Below are 17463 nucleotides of genomic sequence, written 5' to 3' on the forward strand. Positions count from 1 at the left end.
TCATCGCTGAGCGGCCCGTGCAACGAAATCAGATATCCAGCAGCAGACGAGCCGGGTCTTCCAGCAGGTTCTTGATGGTAACCAGGAAGGTCACAGCTTCTTTGCCGTCGATCAAACGGTGATCGTAGGACAGAGCCAGGTACATCATCGGACGGATAACAACCTGACCGTTGATCGCCATCGGGCGCTGCAAAATGTTGTGCATGCCCAGGATAGCCGCTTGCGGCGGGTTGACGATCGGGGTCGACATCATCGAGCCGAATGTACCACCGTTGGTGATAGTGAACGTACCACCGGTCATTTCGTCGATGGTCAGCTTGCCGTCGCGAGCCTTCTTGCCGAAGTTGGCAATGCCGCCTTCGATTTCAGCCAGGCTCATCAGTTCGGCGTTACGCAGAACCGGCACCACCAGGCCACGGTCGCTGGATACGGCAACGCCGACGTCAGCGTAGCCGTGGTACACGATGTCGCCGCCGTCGATGGAAGCGTTGACAGCCGGGAAGCGTTTCAGCGCTTCGGTAGCCGCTTTCACGAAGAACGACATGAAGCCCAGGCGCACGCCATTGTGGGACTTCTCGAACAGGTCCTTGTACTTCGAACGCAGGGCCATGACTTCAGTCATGTCGACTTCGTTGAAAGTAGTCAGCATCGCCATGTTCGACTGGGCTTCAACCAGGCGCTTGGCCACGGTGGCACGCACGCGGGTCATCGGTACGCGCTTCTCGGTGCGGTCGCCAGCGGCGAACACAGGAGCAGCGGCAGCCGGGGCAGCAGCCTTGGCAGGCGCGGCAGCCGGAGCGGCTTTCTTGGCAGCAACTGCTGCAACCACGTCTTCCTTGGTCACACGACCGCCTTTGCCAGTACCGGCAACGGAAGCGATGTTGATGCCGTTTTCTTCAGCCAGCTTGCGAGCAGCCGGTGCAGCAACAGGATCATCTTCGCCAACAGCGGCCGAAGCAGCAGCCTGTGCAGGTGCAGCAGCGGCAGCCGGAGCGGCGGCTACAGCACCGCCCTCCCCGATGGAGCCCAGGACTTCGTCGGACAGAACGGTGTCGCCTTCGTTCTTGACGATAGCGCCCAGTACGCCATCAGCGGTAGCCAACACTTCCAGTACGACTTTATCGGTTTCGATGTCGACGATCAGTTCGTCGCGCTTGACCGCGTCGCCCGGTTTTTTGTGCCAGGTGGCAACGGTGCCATCGGCAACCGATTCCGGGAAAGTGGGGGCTTTGATCTCGATAGCCATTGTCTGTGGTTCCTTAAATTCGGTTTCAGGTGCGCGAAGGCGTTAAACAGTAAAGGCGTCTTGCAGCAGTTTTTCCTGCTGTTCGGCGTGCATCGATGCATAACCACAAGCAGGTGCAGCAGAAGCGTCACGGCCCGCGTACTCGAGTACGAGAGACTTGTTGTGACCGCCAACGATGCGACGCATGTGATGCTGGCTGCAGTACCAGGCACCCTGGTTCATCGGCTCTTCCTGACACCAAACGATGTGTTTGAGGTTGGAATAAGGAGCCAGGACTTCAATCAAGTCGTCCTCAGGGAATGGGTACAGCTGCTCAAGACGCACGATGGCGATGTCGTCACGACCTTCGGCACGGCGTTTTTCCAGCAGGTCGTAGTAGACCTTGCCGCTACACAGCACGAGACGAGTGACCTTTTTCGGATCATGCGCATCGATTTCCGGAATAACGGTCTGGAACGAACCTTCGGCCAGATCTTCCAGAGTCGAGATCGCCAGCTTGTGACGCAGCAGCGACTTCGGAGTCAGGACCACCAGTGGTTTGCGCAGAGGACGAATCACCTGGCGACGCAGCAAGTGGTAGATCTGGGCCGGCGTAGTCGGCATGCACACCTGAATGTTGTGCTCGGCGCACAGCTGCAGGTAACGCTCCAGACGAGCCGAAGAGTGCTCCGGACCCTGACCTTCATAACCGTGTGGCAGCAACATGGTCAGACCGCACAGACGGCCCCACTTGTGCTCACCGCTGGTGATGAACTGGTCGATAACCACCTGGGCACCGTTGGCGAAGTCGCCGAACTGGGCTTCCCAGATCACCAGCGCGTCAGGCGTGGTGGTGGAGTAGCCGTATTCGAACGCCAGTACGGCTTCTTCGGACAGGAACGAATCGTACAGGTCGAAACGTGGCTGGCCTTCGTACAGGTGTTGCAACGGGATGTAGGTGCCCGCGTCTTTCTGGTTGTGCAATACCGCATGACGGTGCGAGAACGTACCGCGGCCGATGTCCTGGCCGGTCATGCGAATCGGGTGACCTTCGAACGCCAGGGTCGCGTACGCCATGGTTTCGGCGTAACCCCAGTTGATCGGCAGGCCGCCGGCTTGCATTTTCTGACGGTCTTCGTAGATCTTCGCAACCTGGCGCTGAACCACGAAACCTTCCGGGATTTCCAGCAGCTTGGCGGACAGCTCTTGCAGGGTCTTCAGATCGAACGTGGTGTCGTGACGCGCAGTCCAGGCGTGGCCCAGGTACGGACGCCAGTCGACGAACAGCTCTTTGTTCGGCTCCTTGACCAGGCTTTTCACTACGTGCAGACCGTTGTCCAGCGCGTTGCGGTATTCGTCGACTTTCGTCTGAACACGCGCAGCGTCAAGCACACCGCTCTGGGTCAGACGATCGGCATACAGCTCACGCGTGGTGCGCTGCTTGGTGATCTGCTGATACATCAGAGGCTGGGTGCCGCTTGGCTCGTCCGCTTCGTTGTGACCACGACGACGGTAGCAGACCAGGTCGATCACCACGTCACGCTTGAACTGCATGCGGTAGTCAATGGCCAGCTGGGTCACGAACAATACGGCCTCCGGATCATCACCATTCACATGGAGGATCGGCGCCTGGATCATTTTCGCAACGTCGGTGGCGTACTCGGTGGAACGCGAGTCTTCCGGGTTGCTGATGGTGAAGCCAACCTGGTTGTTGATCACGATGTGAACCGTACCGCCAGTCCGGAAGCCGCGGGTCTGCGACATCTGGAAGGTTTCCATGACCACGCCCTGACCGGCGAATGCCGCGTCACCGTGGATGGAAATCGGCAGGACCTTTTCACCGGTAGGGTCGTTGCGACGATCCTGACGGGCACGCACCGAACCCTCGACCACTGGCGAAACGATTTCCAGGTGGGACGGGTTGAAGGCCATGGCCAGGTGGACTTCGCCGCCTGCGGTCATCACGTTGGAAGAGAAGCCCTGGTGGTATTTAACGTCACCGGAACCCAGCTCGACCTTCTTCTTGCCTTCGAACTCGTCGAACAGCTCGCGCGGGTTCTTGCCGAAGGTGTTGACCAGCACGTTCAGACGGCCACGGTGGGCCATGCCGATAACGATTTCCTTGGTGCCGTAGGAACCGGAGCGCTGGATCAGCTCGTCCAGCATCGGAATCAGACTTTCGCCGCCTTCCAGGCCGAAACGCTTGGTGCCCGGGTATTTGGTACCCAGGTATTTTTCCAGACCTTCACCTGCGGTGACGCGCTCAAGCAGATGGCTCTTGATGTCGGCCGAATACACCGGACGACCACGCACGCCTTCCAGGCGCTGCTGGAACCACTGGCGCTGCTCGGAGTCGACGATGTGAGTAAATTCAGCGCCGATGGTGCGGCAATATGTCTGCTGCAACGCTTCGTGAATTTCGCGTAGGCTCGCTTCCTCTTTGCCGATGAACAGGTCGCCGGCACGGAAGGTCGTATCAAGATCGGCATTGGTCAAGCCGTAATGATTGATCGACAGGTCTGCAGGTGCAGGACGCTGCCACAGCCCCAGCGGGTCAAGCTGGGCTGCTTGGTGGCCACGCATACGGTAGGCCTGGATCAGTCGCAGTACTTCAACTTGCTTCTTCTCGTGCTCACTGCTCACGCTGCCGGCGGAAACCGGTTGGGCGCGGCGCTGGTTCTTTGCCAGCAGCACGAAATGATCGCGAATCGTCGAGTGCGATACATCGGTGGCAGCGTTGCCGTCAGCGGGCAACGTCTGAAATTTGGTGCGCCACTCTTCTGGCACAGCGTTAGGGTCGTGCAGGTAGAGCTCATAAAGCTCTTCCACATAGGCAGCGTTACCACCTGAAAGATAGCCGCTGTTCCACATGCGCTGCATCACGCTTTCTTGCATGCTTGGTCACCCTCGGTTAGGGGAACACCATCGGCGAAGACACCGAGCAAGCTTGCAGAAGTCCGAATGCAGCGACCAAAACAAGCCACTTAGGATCACGCTGATAGTCCGGGTACCAGCCCGGATGCCCCTGCTTGTCTCATTTCTTCAAAATAAGAGCCGCAGCCTTGTGGGCTGCCACTCTGGTTATAGCCAAGACGCGGGTTGAAGCCCGCGCCTTAGCCTCTACGGGTACAGCAGTTCTACGGGTACAACAGCTGAATCACACGCCGCTTTGCAGCAGCATGTTACGTATGTGACCGATGGCCTTAGTCGGGTTCAGGCCTTTCGGACATACGTTGACGCAGTTCATGATCCCGCGGCAGCGGAATACGCTGAACGGGTCATCCAGCGAAGCCAGACGCTCGGAAGTCTTGGTGTCACGGCTGTCTGCCAGGAAGCGGTAGGCTTGCAGCAGAGCAGCTGGACCCAGGAACTTGTCCGGGTTCCACCAGAAGGACGGGCAAGAGGTCGAGCAGCAAGCGCACAAGATGCACTCGTACAGACCGTCGAGTTTTTCACGCTCTTCAGGAGTCTGCAGACGCTCGATGGCCGGAGCCGGCGTGTCGTTCTGCAGGAAAGGCTTAACCTTTTCGTATTGCTTGTAGAAGATGCTCATATCGACGACCAGGTCACGGATAACCGGCAAACCTGGCAGAGGACGAACGATCAACTTGTTACCTTTGACGACAGCAGACAGCGGCGTGACGCAGGCCAGGCCGTTTTTGCCGTTGATGTTCATGCCGTCGGAACCGCAAACGCCTTCACGGCAAGAGCGACGATAGGAGAAACCCTCGTCCTGCTCTTTGATCAGGGCCAGCACGTCCAGCACCATCAGGTCTTTACCACCGGTGTCGACCTGGAATTCCTGCATGAACGGCGCGGCGTCCTGATCAGGGTTGTAGCGATAAACACTGACTTTCAACATGGCGGCCACCCTTAATAAGTCCGAATCTTAGGTTCAAAAGTCGGAACAGTCTTCGGCGAGAAGTTCACGGCACGCTTGGTAACGCGCTTGTCACCCGGGAAGTACAGGGTGTGGCACAGCCAGTTTTCGTCGTCGCGGTCTTCGTAGTCTTCACGGGCGTGAGCGCCGCGGGACTCTTTGCGGATCTCTGCAGCGATGGCAGTAGCTTCGGCCACTTCCAGCAGGTTTTGCAGTTCCAGCGCTTCGATACGAGCAGTATTGAACGCCTGGCTCTTATCGTTGATCTTGACGTTGGCGATACGGCCACGCAGATCAGCGAGCTGGGCGATACCCTTCTGCATGTATTCGCCGGTACGGAATACACCGAAGTAGTTCTGCATGCAGCTTTGCAGCTCTTTACGCAGAGTAGCGACGTCTTCACCTTCGGTACGCGAGTTCAGGCCATCGAGACGCGCCAGGGCTGCGTCGATGTCGGACTGGCGAGGGCGAGCGTAGTCGACGCCTTCTTTCAGGGTCTGCTCCAGGAACAGGCCGGCGGCACGGCCGAATACCACCAGGTCGAGCAGCGAGTTGCCGCCCAGACGGTTGGCACCGTGAACCGATACGCACGCCACTTCACCTACCGCGAACAGACCAGGAATGATCTGGTCCTTGCCGTCGGCGTCCTGAGTGATTGCCTGGCCATGAATGTTGGTGGCAACGCCGCCCATCATATAGTGGCAGGTTGGAACAACCGGGATCGGCGCTACGGCTGGATCGACGTGAGCGAAGGTCTTGGACAGCTCCATGATGCCTGGCAGACGGCTGTGCAGAACTTCTTCACCGAGGTGATCGAGTTTCAGCATTACGTGGTCGCCATCCGGACCGCAACCGTTGCCGGCGATGATTTCTTTAACCATCGAGCGGGCAACCACGTCACGACCGGCAAGGTCTTTGGCGTTCGGAGCATAACGCTCCATGAAACGCTCGCCGTGCTTGTTGATCAGGTAACCGCCTTCACCGCGGCACCCTTCGGTAACCAGTACACCGGCGCCGGCGATGCCGGTCGGGTGGAACTGCCACATTTCGATGTCTTGTACCGGCACGCCAGCACGCAGAGCCATGCCGACGCCGTCACCGGTGTTGATCAGGGCGTTGGTGGTGGACGAGTAGATACGACCTGCACCGCCAGTCGCCAGAACGGTGGCGTTAGCGCGGACGTAGGAGGTTTCGCCGGTTTCGATGCAGATGACGATCATGCCGACAAAGGCACCATCTTCGTTCTTCACCAGGTCGACGCCATAGTATTCGTTGAGGAATACGGTGCCGGCCTTCAGGTTGGCCTGGTACAGAGTGTGCAGCAGAGCGTGACCGGTACGGTCGGCAGCGGCGCACGTACGCGCAGCCTGGCCACCTTTACCGAAGTCTTTCGACTGACCGCCGAACGGACGCTGATAGATGCGACCCTGTTCGGTACGGGAGAACGGCAAGCCCATGTGCTCGAGTTCGAAGACCGCTTCCGGGCCTACGGAACACATGTATTCGATAGCGTCCTGGTCACCGATGTAGTCGGAACCCTTGACGGTATCGTACATGTGCCAGCGCCAGTCATCGTTCGGATCAGCGGACGCGATGGCGCAGGTGATGCCACCCTGTGCGGATACGGTGTGCGAGCGAGTCGGGAAAACCTTGGTAACTACGGCAGTCTTGTGACCGCCCTGTGCAAGTTGCAGCGCAGCGCGCATGCCGGCACCGCCGCCGCCAATGATGATGGCGTCGAACGAAAGCGTATTTACTGAGTTAGACATGAATCAGATACCCCAGAGAATCTGCACACCCCAGACGAAGTAAGCGAACATCGCAACGCCGCATACTGCCTGGAAAAGGAAACGTACTGCAGTCGCGGACTTGCCCAGCGCCATTGGCGTCAGGTAGTCGGTCGCGATGGTCCACATGCCGACCCAGGCGTGAGCGCCAAGGGCAACCAGGGCCAGTAGACTGAAGATGCGCATCCAGTTGTTTGCGAACAGCAAGTGCCATTGGGCGTAGCCAAGGCCAGGGTGCGCAACAAGGTATCCGATCAGGAAAATGAAATAAGCCGCGAGAACGACCGCAGACACACGCTGCGCCATCCAGTCATAGAGGCCCGAACGCGATAGGTTCGTAACGCTGGTTACCATATCCAAACTCCCGCCAGAACGATCAACACCACGGAAATGGCGATGATAATTTTCGAGCCCAGCTTGCCGCCTTCCAGCGTCTCACCGATGCCCATGTCCATGATCAGATGGCGTACACCGGCCACCATGTGATACAGCAAGGCGGACAGCAGGCCCCATGCTACGAACTTGGCCAGCGGACTGGTCAAGCATGCCTTCACCTCGGCAAAACCTTCCTCGGAACCCAGGGATTTGCTCAATGCATACAGCATGATGCCAAGGCCCAGGAAGAGGATGATGCCGGAAACACGGTGAAGAAACGACGTAACGCCGGTGATGGGGAGTTTGATGGTCCTTAGGTCTAGGTTTACAGGTCGTTGGCTTTTCACGGCTTTTTTTTCACACTGAAGAGCCCCTAACAATCAGGGCAAAGTTGTTGGGGAGTGCACTGGTCAGGTAACCACTACCCAGGGATGCGACCCCCAATAAAGCAGGCCCAAAAGCCCCTGGCGGTCGGTGGCCGAGTATAGACAGTTAGGCTACTAATGACAACGCGTTCACCTTCCCCTAATAGCTCATTGCACAAGCGGGATAAAAGGCGTAAACGGCAGGTAATTTCGAGGAAAAAGTCCGGTTAAAGCCTTCTGGAGCAAGACTTTAGGCAAATTGACATTCGAATTTATCTCACTATAGTGGTGCGGGCCCTGCGTGGGGGGTCTGTCTGATGATTTCAAGCATAAATAGGAGGCCACATGGCTGACAAAAAAGCGCAGTTGATCATCGAGGGCGCAGCCCCCGTCGAGCTGCCCATTTTAACCGGCACCGTTGGTCCCGATGTAATCGACGTTCGGGGCCTGACGGCCACGGGCCGTTTCACTTTTGACCCGGGTTTCATGTCGACCGCCTCTTGCGAGTCGAAGATTACCTATATCGACGGCGACAACGGCATTTTGTTGCACCGCGGCTACCCGATCGAGCAACTCGCCGAGAAGTCGGACTATCTGGAAACCTGCTACCTGCTGCTCAACGGCGAATTGCCGACCGCAGAACAGAAGGCCCAGTTCGTCAGCACCGTCAAGAACCACACCATGGTTCATGAGCAACTGAAGACCTTCTTCAACGGCTTCCGTCGCGACGCCCACCCGATGGCCGTCATGTGCGGTGTAGTCGGCGCCCTTTCGGCCTTCTACCACGACTCCCTGGACATCAATAACCCGCAGCATCGCGAAATTTCCGCGATCCGCCTGGTTGCCAAGATGCCAACCCTGGCCGCGATGGTTTACAAGTACTCCATGGGTCAACCCATGATGTACCCGCGCAACGACCTGTCGTATGCGGAAAACTTCCTGCACATGATGTTCAACACCCCGTGCGAGATCAAACCGATCAGCCCGGTACTCGCCAAGGCCATGGACCGGATCTTCATCCTCCACGCCGACCACGAGCAGAACGCATCGACCTCCACCGTACGCCTGGCTGGCTCCTCGGGTGCCAACCCGTTCGCCTGTATCGCCGCCGGTATCGCTGCACTGTGGGGCCCTGCCCACGGCGGCGCGAACGAAGCTGTTCTGACCATGCTTGACGAAATTGGCGATGTTTCGAACATTGACAAGTACATCGCCAAGGCCAAGGACAAGAACGATCCGTTCAAACTGATGGGCTTCGGTCACCGGGTTTACAAAAACCGCGACCCACGCGCTACCGTCATGAAAAAGACCTGCGACGAAGTGCTCAAGGAACTGGGTATCCAGAACGATCCGCAACTCGAACTGGCCATGCGCCTGGAAGAGATCGCCCTGACCGACCCGTACTTCATCGAACGCTCGCTGTACCCGAACGTCGACTTCTACTCGGGGATCATCCTCAAGGCGATCGGCATTCCAACCAGCATGTTCACCGTGATCTTCGCCCTGGCGCGGACCGTCGGCTGGATCTCCCACTGGAAAGAAATGCTCTCCAGCCCGTACAAGATTGGCCGTCCGCGCCAGCTGTACACCGGCTACGAGTCGCGTGACATCACCCGGCTTGAAGACCGCAAGTAAGACCTGTCTTGCGATAACGTCTTGGTTTCACCGGAAACGGCCTCTATAAATAGAGGCCGTTTTTGTATGTGTGCTTTGAAAGTCTTTCGGTCGTGTACACATCCGTTTCTGCGGTAACAGCGGCTACCCGTCCCGGTCTTACAGCGGGTCACGCTGGTTACTGACAGAGCCGCACAATTGTTCAGCGACGCGTCGGCTGCTCAGCGCTCCACTGCTGACTCGAGCTAGCAATAGAGGACGCCCTTAAGCTGATTGTGATAACAGCCAGATGGTCTAGAGAGTGTAAGAAATACCGACCTGAACTGTTCTCGGCTCACCAGGGTAGGTGTAGACATTGCCGAAGGCACCTTCTTCATAGTCACGGTCGAACAAGTTCTTCACATCGAGATCAAGCCTGACCTTGTCATTGACCTTGTAGAAGCTGAGCAGATCGACGACTGTGTAGCTGCCCATCGAAAACGCCGTGTTAGCGGTCTGGCCCGCACGTTCATCGACGTATTTGCCACCCACCCCCAAGCCTAGCCCTTTGAAAGCGCCATCCTGGAACTCGTAGACGTTGAGCAGGCTGAAGCTGTTCTGCGGAATGTTCATCAGCCGGGTTCCCGACTGGATCACATTGTCCTTGGTGACCTCGGCATCGACATAGGCATAGCCGCCAATCACCCGCCATTCTGGAGTCAAATTGCCTGCCACGTTCAGATCAAAGCCACGACTGCGTACTTCGCCAGCCGCTACGCTGAATGTGGAGTCCACGGGATCGGTGGTAAGGACGTTGCGTTTTTCAATCTGGTAAATCGCCGCATCTACACTCAGCTGGTGATCCAGAGCCTCCCATTTGATACCCATCTCATAGGACTTGCCTTTTTCCGGCTCAAAGCCGCCACCTTGTCGGCTGGCCCCAGTATTCGGTTTGAATGAGCGTGCTGTATCGGCATAAACCGCCACGGTATCGGTAAGGTCATAAATCACCCCAAGACGAGGCGTCACCGCATTGGCGCTCTCTTCCCAGCTTCGACCACCCGCTACAAAGGTCTCGTAGCCATGCTCAAAGCGCTCGAAACGGGCGCCCGCCAAGACCTTCAAACGCTCAGTCAACGCCACCTGATCCTGAACGAAGGCCGCGTATGTCTTGAGGTTTTCCTTGTCGTTGGTCGGCGTCCGGGTCAAGGCTGGACGCGGCTGACCATACACCGGGTTGAAGATATCAATCGGGTAGGCGCTGACCGCTCCGCTGGAGCGCTGAATGATGGACTTGTAGTCGTAATCCTCGTACTCGACACCGGTCAACAATGTGTGATTGAAGCCCCCGGCAGCGAAGTGCCCGGTGAGATTGAGTTGGGTGTCTTTGTCCGTCCACTCCAGCTTGCGGTAATTGAAGTTGCGTCCCAGCGTGCGCCCGTCGGCGGCAACGCCGTTTGCTTCAATTGCATTACCTTGCAAGGTGCCATCAAGCCACTGAAAACCACCGCCCAATGTCCAGTTGTCATTCAGGAAGTGTTCGAAACGCAGCTGCGCCATGTTGTTGTCGTTGTGCAACTTGCCGACGTCTTTTTCACCAAAGAACGTGTCACGAGACGCGGTGCCAATCTGATTCGGATAACGCGTCACACCACGATCCAGCGGGTGATTGTTGCGCATGAAATCGCCTTCGAAGATCACCTTGGTGTCGTCGGTGGCCTGCCAGGAAATAACCGGCGTCACGCCGTAACGCTCGGTTTCAACATGATCGCGGAAGGTATCACCGCCCTCACCCACCACGTTTAAGCGATAGGCCAGGCGCCCCTCTTCGTCGAGCGGGCCGGAGGCATCCAGCGTGCCACGCTTCATGCCCTGATCGTCGAGTTGGCTACCCAGCGTCACAGCACGTTCAGCCAAGGGCTGCTTGGAGACGACGTTGAACGTGCCACCAGGATCACCCCGGCCATAAAGCATGGTCGCGGGGCCTCGCAGGACTTCCAGTCGCTCGATGGTGTTCGCATCAGGCATGTTCGGATAACCACGATTGATCGGAAAACCGTTGCGATAGAACTCTCCGGTGGTAAATCCACGCACAGTGAAGGTAGTCAGCCCCTGGCCACCAAAGTTGTTAGCCCGGCCCACCCCGCCGGCATAGTCGAGCGCATCCTGAAGGCGAGTAGCCCCGATGTCCTCTACAACATCTTTGGTCACTACGCTAATGGACTGCGGTGTTTCGTGAATCGAAGTGTCGGTTCGCGTCGCGCTGGCAGAACGCGTTGCACGGTAGCCCTTCACCGGCCCTAGAGCCGTTTCATACTCCGCCGTACCGACGATGTCGGTCGCTTGCAACTCCAGACTGGTTTTATCGGTTGTAGCTTGCTCAGCCCAGGAGGAAGCGGAAAACACCTGAAGGACACAAATGGAGACCAGAGTACGACGCATCTAGGAAACCTTGAGAAAATAGCCAAATGGGACGGCATACGTGCCAATAGTTCGCGGCGCATGTTATATCACATCATTAGTATTTGATACGTATTCGCGTTTACACCTCTTAAACGTTGCCTGCGCTTTTAGAAATCGCTAATAAAGCAATCCCGGAACACAACGCTGTTCAAACCACGGGCATAAAAAAATGCCCCAATCTCTCGACCGGGGCATTCCTGTTTAAAACAACTTACACAACAAACCTTAACCCTTAGTGCGGAACCGCCCCACTCGCCCCCAACCCGGTCTGCGAACGCACAAACTGCGGGAAGAACAGCGCCCGCTCATTGTCAGCCGCCGCGGACTTGTCAGTGATAGAGAAGAACCAGATCCCGACAAAGGCAATGGCCATCGAGAACAGCGCCGGGTACTCATACGGGAAGATCGCCTTCTCATGCCCCATGATCTGCACCCAAATGGTTGGGCCCAGCACCATCAGGCCCACTGCACTGACCAGCCCCAGCCAGCCACCGACCATCGCACCGCGCGTGGTGAGCTTCTTCCAGTACATGGAAAGCAGCAGCACCGGGAAGTTGCAGCTGGCAGCGATCGAGAATGCCAGGCCCACCATGAACGCGATGTTCTGGCTTTCGAACAGGATGCCCAGAACAATCGCCAACACGCCCAAGGCAATGGTGGTGATCTTCGAAACACGGATCTCATCCTTCTCGTTAGCCTTGCCCTTCTTGATCACACTGGCGTAGAGGTCGTGAGACACCGCCGTGGCCCCGGCCAGGGTCAGACCGGCAACCACTGCCAGAATGGTGGCGAAGGCTACTGCCGAGATGAAGCCGAGGAAGATACTGCCGCCCACCGCATTGGCCAGGTGCACCGCCGCCATGTTGTTGCCGCCCAACAGCGCCCCCGTAGCGTCCTTGAAGGCCGGGTTGGTGCTGACCAGCAGGATTGCGCCAAAGCCAATGATGAACGTCAGGATGTAGAAGTAACCGATGAAGCCGGTGGCATACAGCACGCTTTTGCGCGCTTCTTTAGCGTCACTCACGGTGAAGAAGCGCATCAGGATATGCGGCAGGCCAGCAGTACCGAACATCAACGCCAGGCCGAGGGAAAACGCCGAGACCGGGTCTTTCACCAGACCGCCCGGGCTCATGATCGCTTCACCTTTGGGGTGAACCTTGATCGCCTCGGAGAACAGCGTATTGAAGTCGAAGTTGACGTGCTTCATCACCATCAGCGCCATGAACGACGCGCCGGACAACAACAGCACAGCCTTGATGATCTGCACCCAGGTGGTCGCCAGCATGCCGCCGAACAACACATAGAGGCACATCAGGATCCCCACCAGAATCACCGCGACATGGTAATCGAGGCCAAACAGCAGCTGGATCAGCTTGCCGGCACCGACCATTTGCGCGATCAGGTAGAACGCCACCACCACCAGCGAACCGCAGGCGGACAAGGTGCGAATCTGGGTTTGCCCGAGGCGGTAGGACGCCACGTCGGCAAAAGTGTACTTGCCCAGGTTGCGCAGACGCTCGGCGATCAGGAACAGAATGATCGGCCAGCCCACCAGGAAGCCGATCGAGTAGATCAGGCCATCGTAGCCCGACGCGAACACCAGCGCGGAAATTCCCAGGAAGGACGCCGCCGACATGTAGTCACCGGCAATCGCCAGACCGTTCTGCAAACCGGTGATCCTGCCACCCGCCGCGTAGTAGTCAGCGGCCGACTTGTTGCGCTTGGACGCCCAGTAGGTGATGCACAGCGTTGCACCGACGAACACCACAAACATCAGGATCGCCGAAACGTTGAGCGGTTGTTTGTGCACTTCGCCGGTAAGCGCCTCGGCCGCCCAAACGGCCGGTGCGAAGGCGGCAATGCCTAAAGCTGCCAATAGACGCCGGATCATTGCTGAGCCTCCTTGAGAATCGCATTGTTCAGGTCGTCGAATTCGCCATTGGCGCGTCGTACGTAGATGGCCGTCAGGACGAAGGCCGACACAATCAGCCCCACCCCAATCGGTATGCCCCAGGTAATCGATGACTCAGGGCTGATCTTCGCCCCCAGCACATGCGGTCCATAAGCAATCAATAAGATGAAGCCCGAGTAAAGCCCAAGCATGATCGCCGAGAGAATCCAGGCGAACCGCTCTCGTTTACGAACCAGCTCCTTGAAGCGCGGGCTGTTTTGAATCGAGAGGTAAATGCTGTCGTTCATTGTTTTTATCCTCGCAGCACGGATTATTGTTGGAACATATCCACTCTATGCGGCTGCGGAACGGGTTCCAGACGACCTTAGTATTAGAACGACCTGACCATTTCGCCAATTTTGAGCCGATAAAAAAACAACTGTCATACACCGTTAACCTGCCTGAAACACAAAGGGCCGCTTGGCATGAATGCCAAGCGGCCCTGGAAAGTACTGACTAGACGCGTTAGATCAAATTACTTGGTCCACTCGGCGACGCGCTCCGGGTGTTTGGCCACCCAGTCCTTGGCTGCCACTTCAGGTTTGGCACCATCCTGAATAGCCAACATGACCTCGCCGATTTCGTCTTTCGACGCCCATTGGAAGTTCTTCAGGAACTTCGCAACTTCCGGCGCTTTGGTTGCCAGTTCTTTGCTGCCGATGCTGTTCACGGTTTCAGCCGCACCATAAACGCCTTTCGGGTCTTCCAGGAAGCGCAGTTTCCACTTGGCGAACATCCAGTGCGGCACCCAACCGGTGACCGCGATGGATTCGTTTTTCTTCTCGGCACGGGTCAGCTCGGCAATCATGCCGGCACCGGAACTGGCCTTGAGGGTGTAGTTACTCAGGCCGTAGTCCTTGATCGCCTGATCGGTCTTGAGCATCACGCCTGAACCAGCGTCAATGCCGACGATACGACCTTTGAAGCTATCGTCGGTTTTAAGATCCTCAATGCTCTTGGCCTTGACGTACTCCGGCACGATCAGACCGATTTTCGCATCCTTGAAGTTCGGGCCGTAATCGACGACCTGATCCTTGTTCTTCGCCCAGTATTCGCCATGGGTTACTGGCAGCCAGGCTGACAGCATTGCATCGAGTTTGCCGGTGGCCACACCCTGCCACATGATCCCGGTGGCCACGGCTTGCAGTTTCACGTCGTAGCCGAGCTTTTGCTTGATCACCTCAGCAGCCACGTTGGTCGTGGCGACGCTGTCCGACCAGCCGTCAACATAACCGATAGTCACTGCCTTGCCTTCGGCGCTGGCCACAGTAGAACTGATCGCCAGCACCAAAGCCGCACCTGCGCCCAAGAGTCGTCGCATCTTCATCGTTACTTCCCCGAAAGTGCTGCGCTCGACGGATGCCGAGCAACGTCAACGTATTGTTATGGTGCACAGCGCCCCCATCACGCCTCACCGCAAACTCGTTCGATCATCAGCGCGATGTATCAATGAGAACACTGACGCCTCGATAATCAACCTCGCGCTCAAGACGACCTGCTCTGGCTGCGACCTCAAGGCATCGAGAAACGACATCAGAACGCCAGTAATCGCGTCCTGCAATAATGCCCCTGCGCTTCCCGCCCGAACTTTGCATGTCAAAACCATGCAGGTCACCAAGCACGGGGCAAATGCAGGTAAGATGCGCGGCTTTGTTCCCAGACGGCCTGACCATGCCCGCCACCTCGCGCTTCCCCTTCTTCGCTTATCTATTTGCCTGCCTGCTTGGCCTGTTTGCCCTTGGTGGTTACTGGTACGGGCTCGGTCAACCGGTGGTGCTGCCAGACGTGGCCAGCGCCACGCACAAATTGCAGTGCGCCTCGTACACACCGTTCGACAAGGACCAATCGCCGTTCGATCAGCCGTTCAAACTGCGCCCTGAACGCATGGACGCCGACCTCGCGTTGCTGGCAACCCGCTTCGAGTGCATTCGCACCTATTCGATGACCGGTCTCGAAGCGCTGCCGGACCTGGCGCGCAAACATGGCCTGAAGCTGATGATCGGCGCCTGGGTCAACAGCAATCCGGTGGACACGGCCAAGGAAGTCGAACTGCTGATCGCCGAGGCCAACGCCAACCCGGACGTGGTCAGCGCGGTGATCGTCGGCAACGAAACCCTGCTGCGCAAGGAAGTGACCGGCGCGCAATTGGCCAAGCTGATCAACCACGTCAAGAGCCACGTCAAACAGCCGGTGACCTACGCCGACGTCTGGGAGTTCTGGCTCAAGCATCCTGAAGTCGCCCCGGCGGTGGACTTCCTGACCATCCATTTGCTGCCGTACTGGGAAGATGATCCGTCCAACATCGACGCCGCCCTCCAGCACGTCGCCGAGGTTCGGCAAATCTTCGGCAGCCGCTTCGCGCCCAAGGACGTGCTGATTGGCGAAACCGGCTGGCCGAGTGAAGGTCGCCAACGGGAAACCGCCGTACCGAGCCGAGTCAATGAAGCCAAGTTCATTCGTGGTTTTGTGGCGATGGCCGAGCAGCAAGGCTGGCACTACAACCTGATCGAAGCCTTTGACCAGCCATGGAAACGCGCCAGTGAAGGTGCGGTCGGCGGTTACTGGGGGCTGTTCGATGCAAACCGTCAGGACAAGGGTGTACTGGCAGGCCCCGTCACCAACCTGCCGTTCTGGCCGCAATGGCTGGCCGTCGGTGGTCTGATCTTCCTCGGCACGCTGATGCTTGGCGGGCGTGTGCGCAGCACCCGCGCGGCGTTGGTATTGCCACTGCTCGGCGCAGTCGCTGCGTGCTCCATTGGCACCTGGGGTGAGCTGGCTCGCGCTACCAGCCGCTTTGCCGATGAGTGGATCTGGGCTGCGTTGCTGACCGGCCTGAACTTTTTGGTGCTGGCCCATGCGGCGTTGTTCCTCAGCGCCAGAACCGGTTGGCGTGAACGCGCCTTCAATGCGCTGGAACGTCGTGCTGGCTGGCTGCTGGCTGCGGCCGGATTCGCTGGCGCAGTGATGATGCTGGCGCTGGTGTTCGAACCGCGCTATCGCAGCTTCCCAAGCGCCGCCCTGCTGCTGCCAGCGCTGGTCTATCTGATTCGCCCGGTCAGCGCACCACGCCGGGAAATCGCACTGCTGACCTTCATCATCGGCGCCAGCATTGCCCCGCAGCTGTATCGTGAAGGCCTGTTCAACCAGCAAGCCTGGGGCTGGGCGCTGGTTTGCCTGCTGATGGTTGCCGCGCTGTGGCGCAGCTTGCGGGTGCGCAATACCTGATAAACAGTAAAAGATCGCAGCCTTCGGCAGCTCCTACGATAGATGACGTACATCGTAGGAGCTGCCGCAGGTTCGGGCCGCGTTCGGACGATCTTTTATTACTGAACGCCGCGTGGCGCCCGGACCAACCGCAACCCGGCGATCACCACGGCAAATACCGCAATGCCGGTGTTGTACAGCGCCAATGCCGGAAACCCGAACACCAGCGCCAACACCGCCAGCCACCAGCCAGCCCGGCCCGGCACCACAAAGCCGAGCACCGCAGCCGCCAATGCTGCCCCGCCCATCACCTTGAAATGAATCATCAAGCCGAGGGTCGAGCGCGCCTGGCATTCCCAGCGGCTTGCCTCATCGACGCAGAGACCGACCCACTGGGCATCCTCCATCAGGACATAACGCAGGCCATAACTGGCGGCCAACCACAGCGGCAAGGCAATAAGCAAAATAATGACGGGCAGACGGCGGGACATGAAGCACTCCGATAAACGAAAACGGCGCCCAGCTTAATCGCCCGCCAGCCGTAAGCAAGCGAGACCATCAGAAATCTGTTCAGCCAATCGCTGCAAAGTGTATCGTTCAGCCGCTATTGATCCGAATTC

The 17463-nt window shown here is 58.0% G+C and carries 13 protein-coding genes; 2 read left to right on the forward strand and 11 right to left on the reverse strand.

Features of this window, described 5'->3' with window-relative positions; translation table 11 throughout:
• Window positions 1-28: 28 nt before the first annotated feature.
• The 6 genes from odhB to sdhC form a co-directional block, all read right to left on the reverse strand.
• Window positions 29-1246 carry a 2-oxoglutarate dehydrogenase complex dihydrolipoyllysine-residue succinyltransferase gene (odhB, locus tag FPT12_RS04315; RefSeq protein WP_123585364.1) on the reverse strand — a complete coding sequence of 406 codons (1218 nt, stop codon included), beginning with the start codon at window positions 1244-1246 and terminating at the stop codon, window positions 29-31.
• Window positions 1247-1288: 42 nt separating this feature from the next.
• A complete protein-coding gene (locus FPT12_RS04320; RefSeq protein WP_145014808.1) occupies window positions 1289-4120 on the reverse strand; it encodes a 2-oxoglutarate dehydrogenase E1 component in 2832 nt (943 codons plus the stop codon).
• Between the two features lie 262 nt (window positions 4121-4382).
• Window positions 4383-5087 carry a succinate dehydrogenase iron-sulfur subunit gene (locus tag FPT12_RS04325; RefSeq protein ID WP_145014809.1) on the reverse strand — a complete coding sequence of 235 codons (705 nt, stop codon included), beginning with the start codon at window positions 5085-5087 and terminating at the stop codon, window positions 4383-4385.
• A gap of 11 nt (window positions 5088-5098) precedes the next feature.
• Entirely contained in the window at window positions 5099-6874 is a 1776-nt protein-coding gene (gene sdhA, locus FPT12_RS04330) for a succinate dehydrogenase flavoprotein subunit (protein ID WP_054593425.1), read from the reverse strand.
• 3 nt (window positions 6875-6877) lie between these two features.
• Window positions 6878-7246, reverse strand: coding sequence for a succinate dehydrogenase, hydrophobic membrane anchor protein (sdhD, locus tag FPT12_RS04335; protein ID WP_019692323.1), 369 nt, complete (start codon window positions 7244-7246; stop codon window positions 6878-6880).
• On the reverse strand, window positions 7240-7614 hold the full coding sequence (sdhC, locus tag FPT12_RS04340) for a succinate dehydrogenase, cytochrome b556 subunit (RefSeq protein WP_081013689.1): 375 nt from the start codon (window positions 7612-7614) through the stop codon (window positions 7240-7242). Before sdhC ends, sdhD begins: the two co-directional genes overlap by 7 nt.
• Window positions 7615-7977: 363 nt before the next feature.
• Here sdhC and gltA point away from each other — a divergent pair, with 363 nt between their 5' ends.
• Window positions 7978-9267 (forward strand): citrate synthase, encoded by a 1290-nt coding sequence (gene gltA, locus FPT12_RS04345; protein ID WP_145014810.1) that lies wholly within the window; start codon window positions 7978-7980, stop codon window positions 9265-9267.
• A 273-nt stretch (window positions 9268-9540) separates the two neighbouring features.
• Here the strand turns inward: gltA and FPT12_RS04350 are convergent, their stop codons facing one another.
• From FPT12_RS04350 to FPT12_RS04365, 4 genes are all read right to left on the reverse strand, one after another.
• On the reverse strand, window positions 9541-11667 hold the full coding sequence (locus FPT12_RS04350; RefSeq protein ID WP_145014811.1) for a TonB-dependent siderophore receptor: 2127 nt from the start codon (window positions 11665-11667) through the stop codon (window positions 9541-9543).
• Between the two features lie 253 nt (window positions 11668-11920).
• Window positions 11921-13579: a cation acetate symporter gene (locus FPT12_RS04355; protein WP_145014812.1), complete on the reverse strand. Its 1659-nt coding sequence runs from the start codon at window positions 13577-13579 to the stop codon at window positions 11921-11923.
• A complete protein-coding gene (locus FPT12_RS04360; protein ID WP_123585369.1) occupies window positions 13576-13887 on the reverse strand; it encodes a DUF485 domain-containing protein in 312 nt (103 codons plus the stop codon). Before FPT12_RS04360 ends, FPT12_RS04355 begins: the two co-directional genes overlap by 4 nt.
• Window positions 13888-14114: 227 nt before the next feature.
• Entirely contained in the window at window positions 14115-14966 is an 852-nt protein-coding gene (locus FPT12_RS04365) for a glycine betaine ABC transporter substrate-binding protein (RefSeq protein WP_145014813.1), read from the reverse strand.
• 302 nt (window positions 14967-15268) lie between these two features.
• Here FPT12_RS04365 and FPT12_RS04375 point away from each other — a divergent pair, with 302 nt between their 5' ends.
• Window positions 15269-16864 (forward strand): beta (1-6) glucans synthase, encoded by a 1596-nt coding sequence (locus FPT12_RS04375; RefSeq protein WP_145014814.1) that lies wholly within the window; start codon window positions 15269-15271, stop codon window positions 16862-16864.
• Window positions 16865-16962: 98 nt separating this feature from the next.
• On the opposite strand, the gene FPT12_RS04380 is transcribed toward FPT12_RS04375, so the two are convergent.
• Entirely contained in the window at window positions 16963-17334 is a 372-nt protein-coding gene (locus FPT12_RS04380; protein WP_145014815.1) for a hypothetical protein, read from the reverse strand.
• Window positions 17335-17463 lie beyond the last annotated feature (129 nt).

The sequence above is a fragment of the Pseudomonas sp. H3(2019) genome, from assembly GCF_007713465.1.
Classification (GTDB): domain Bacteria; phylum Pseudomonadota; class Gammaproteobacteria; order Pseudomonadales; family Pseudomonadaceae; genus Aquipseudomonas.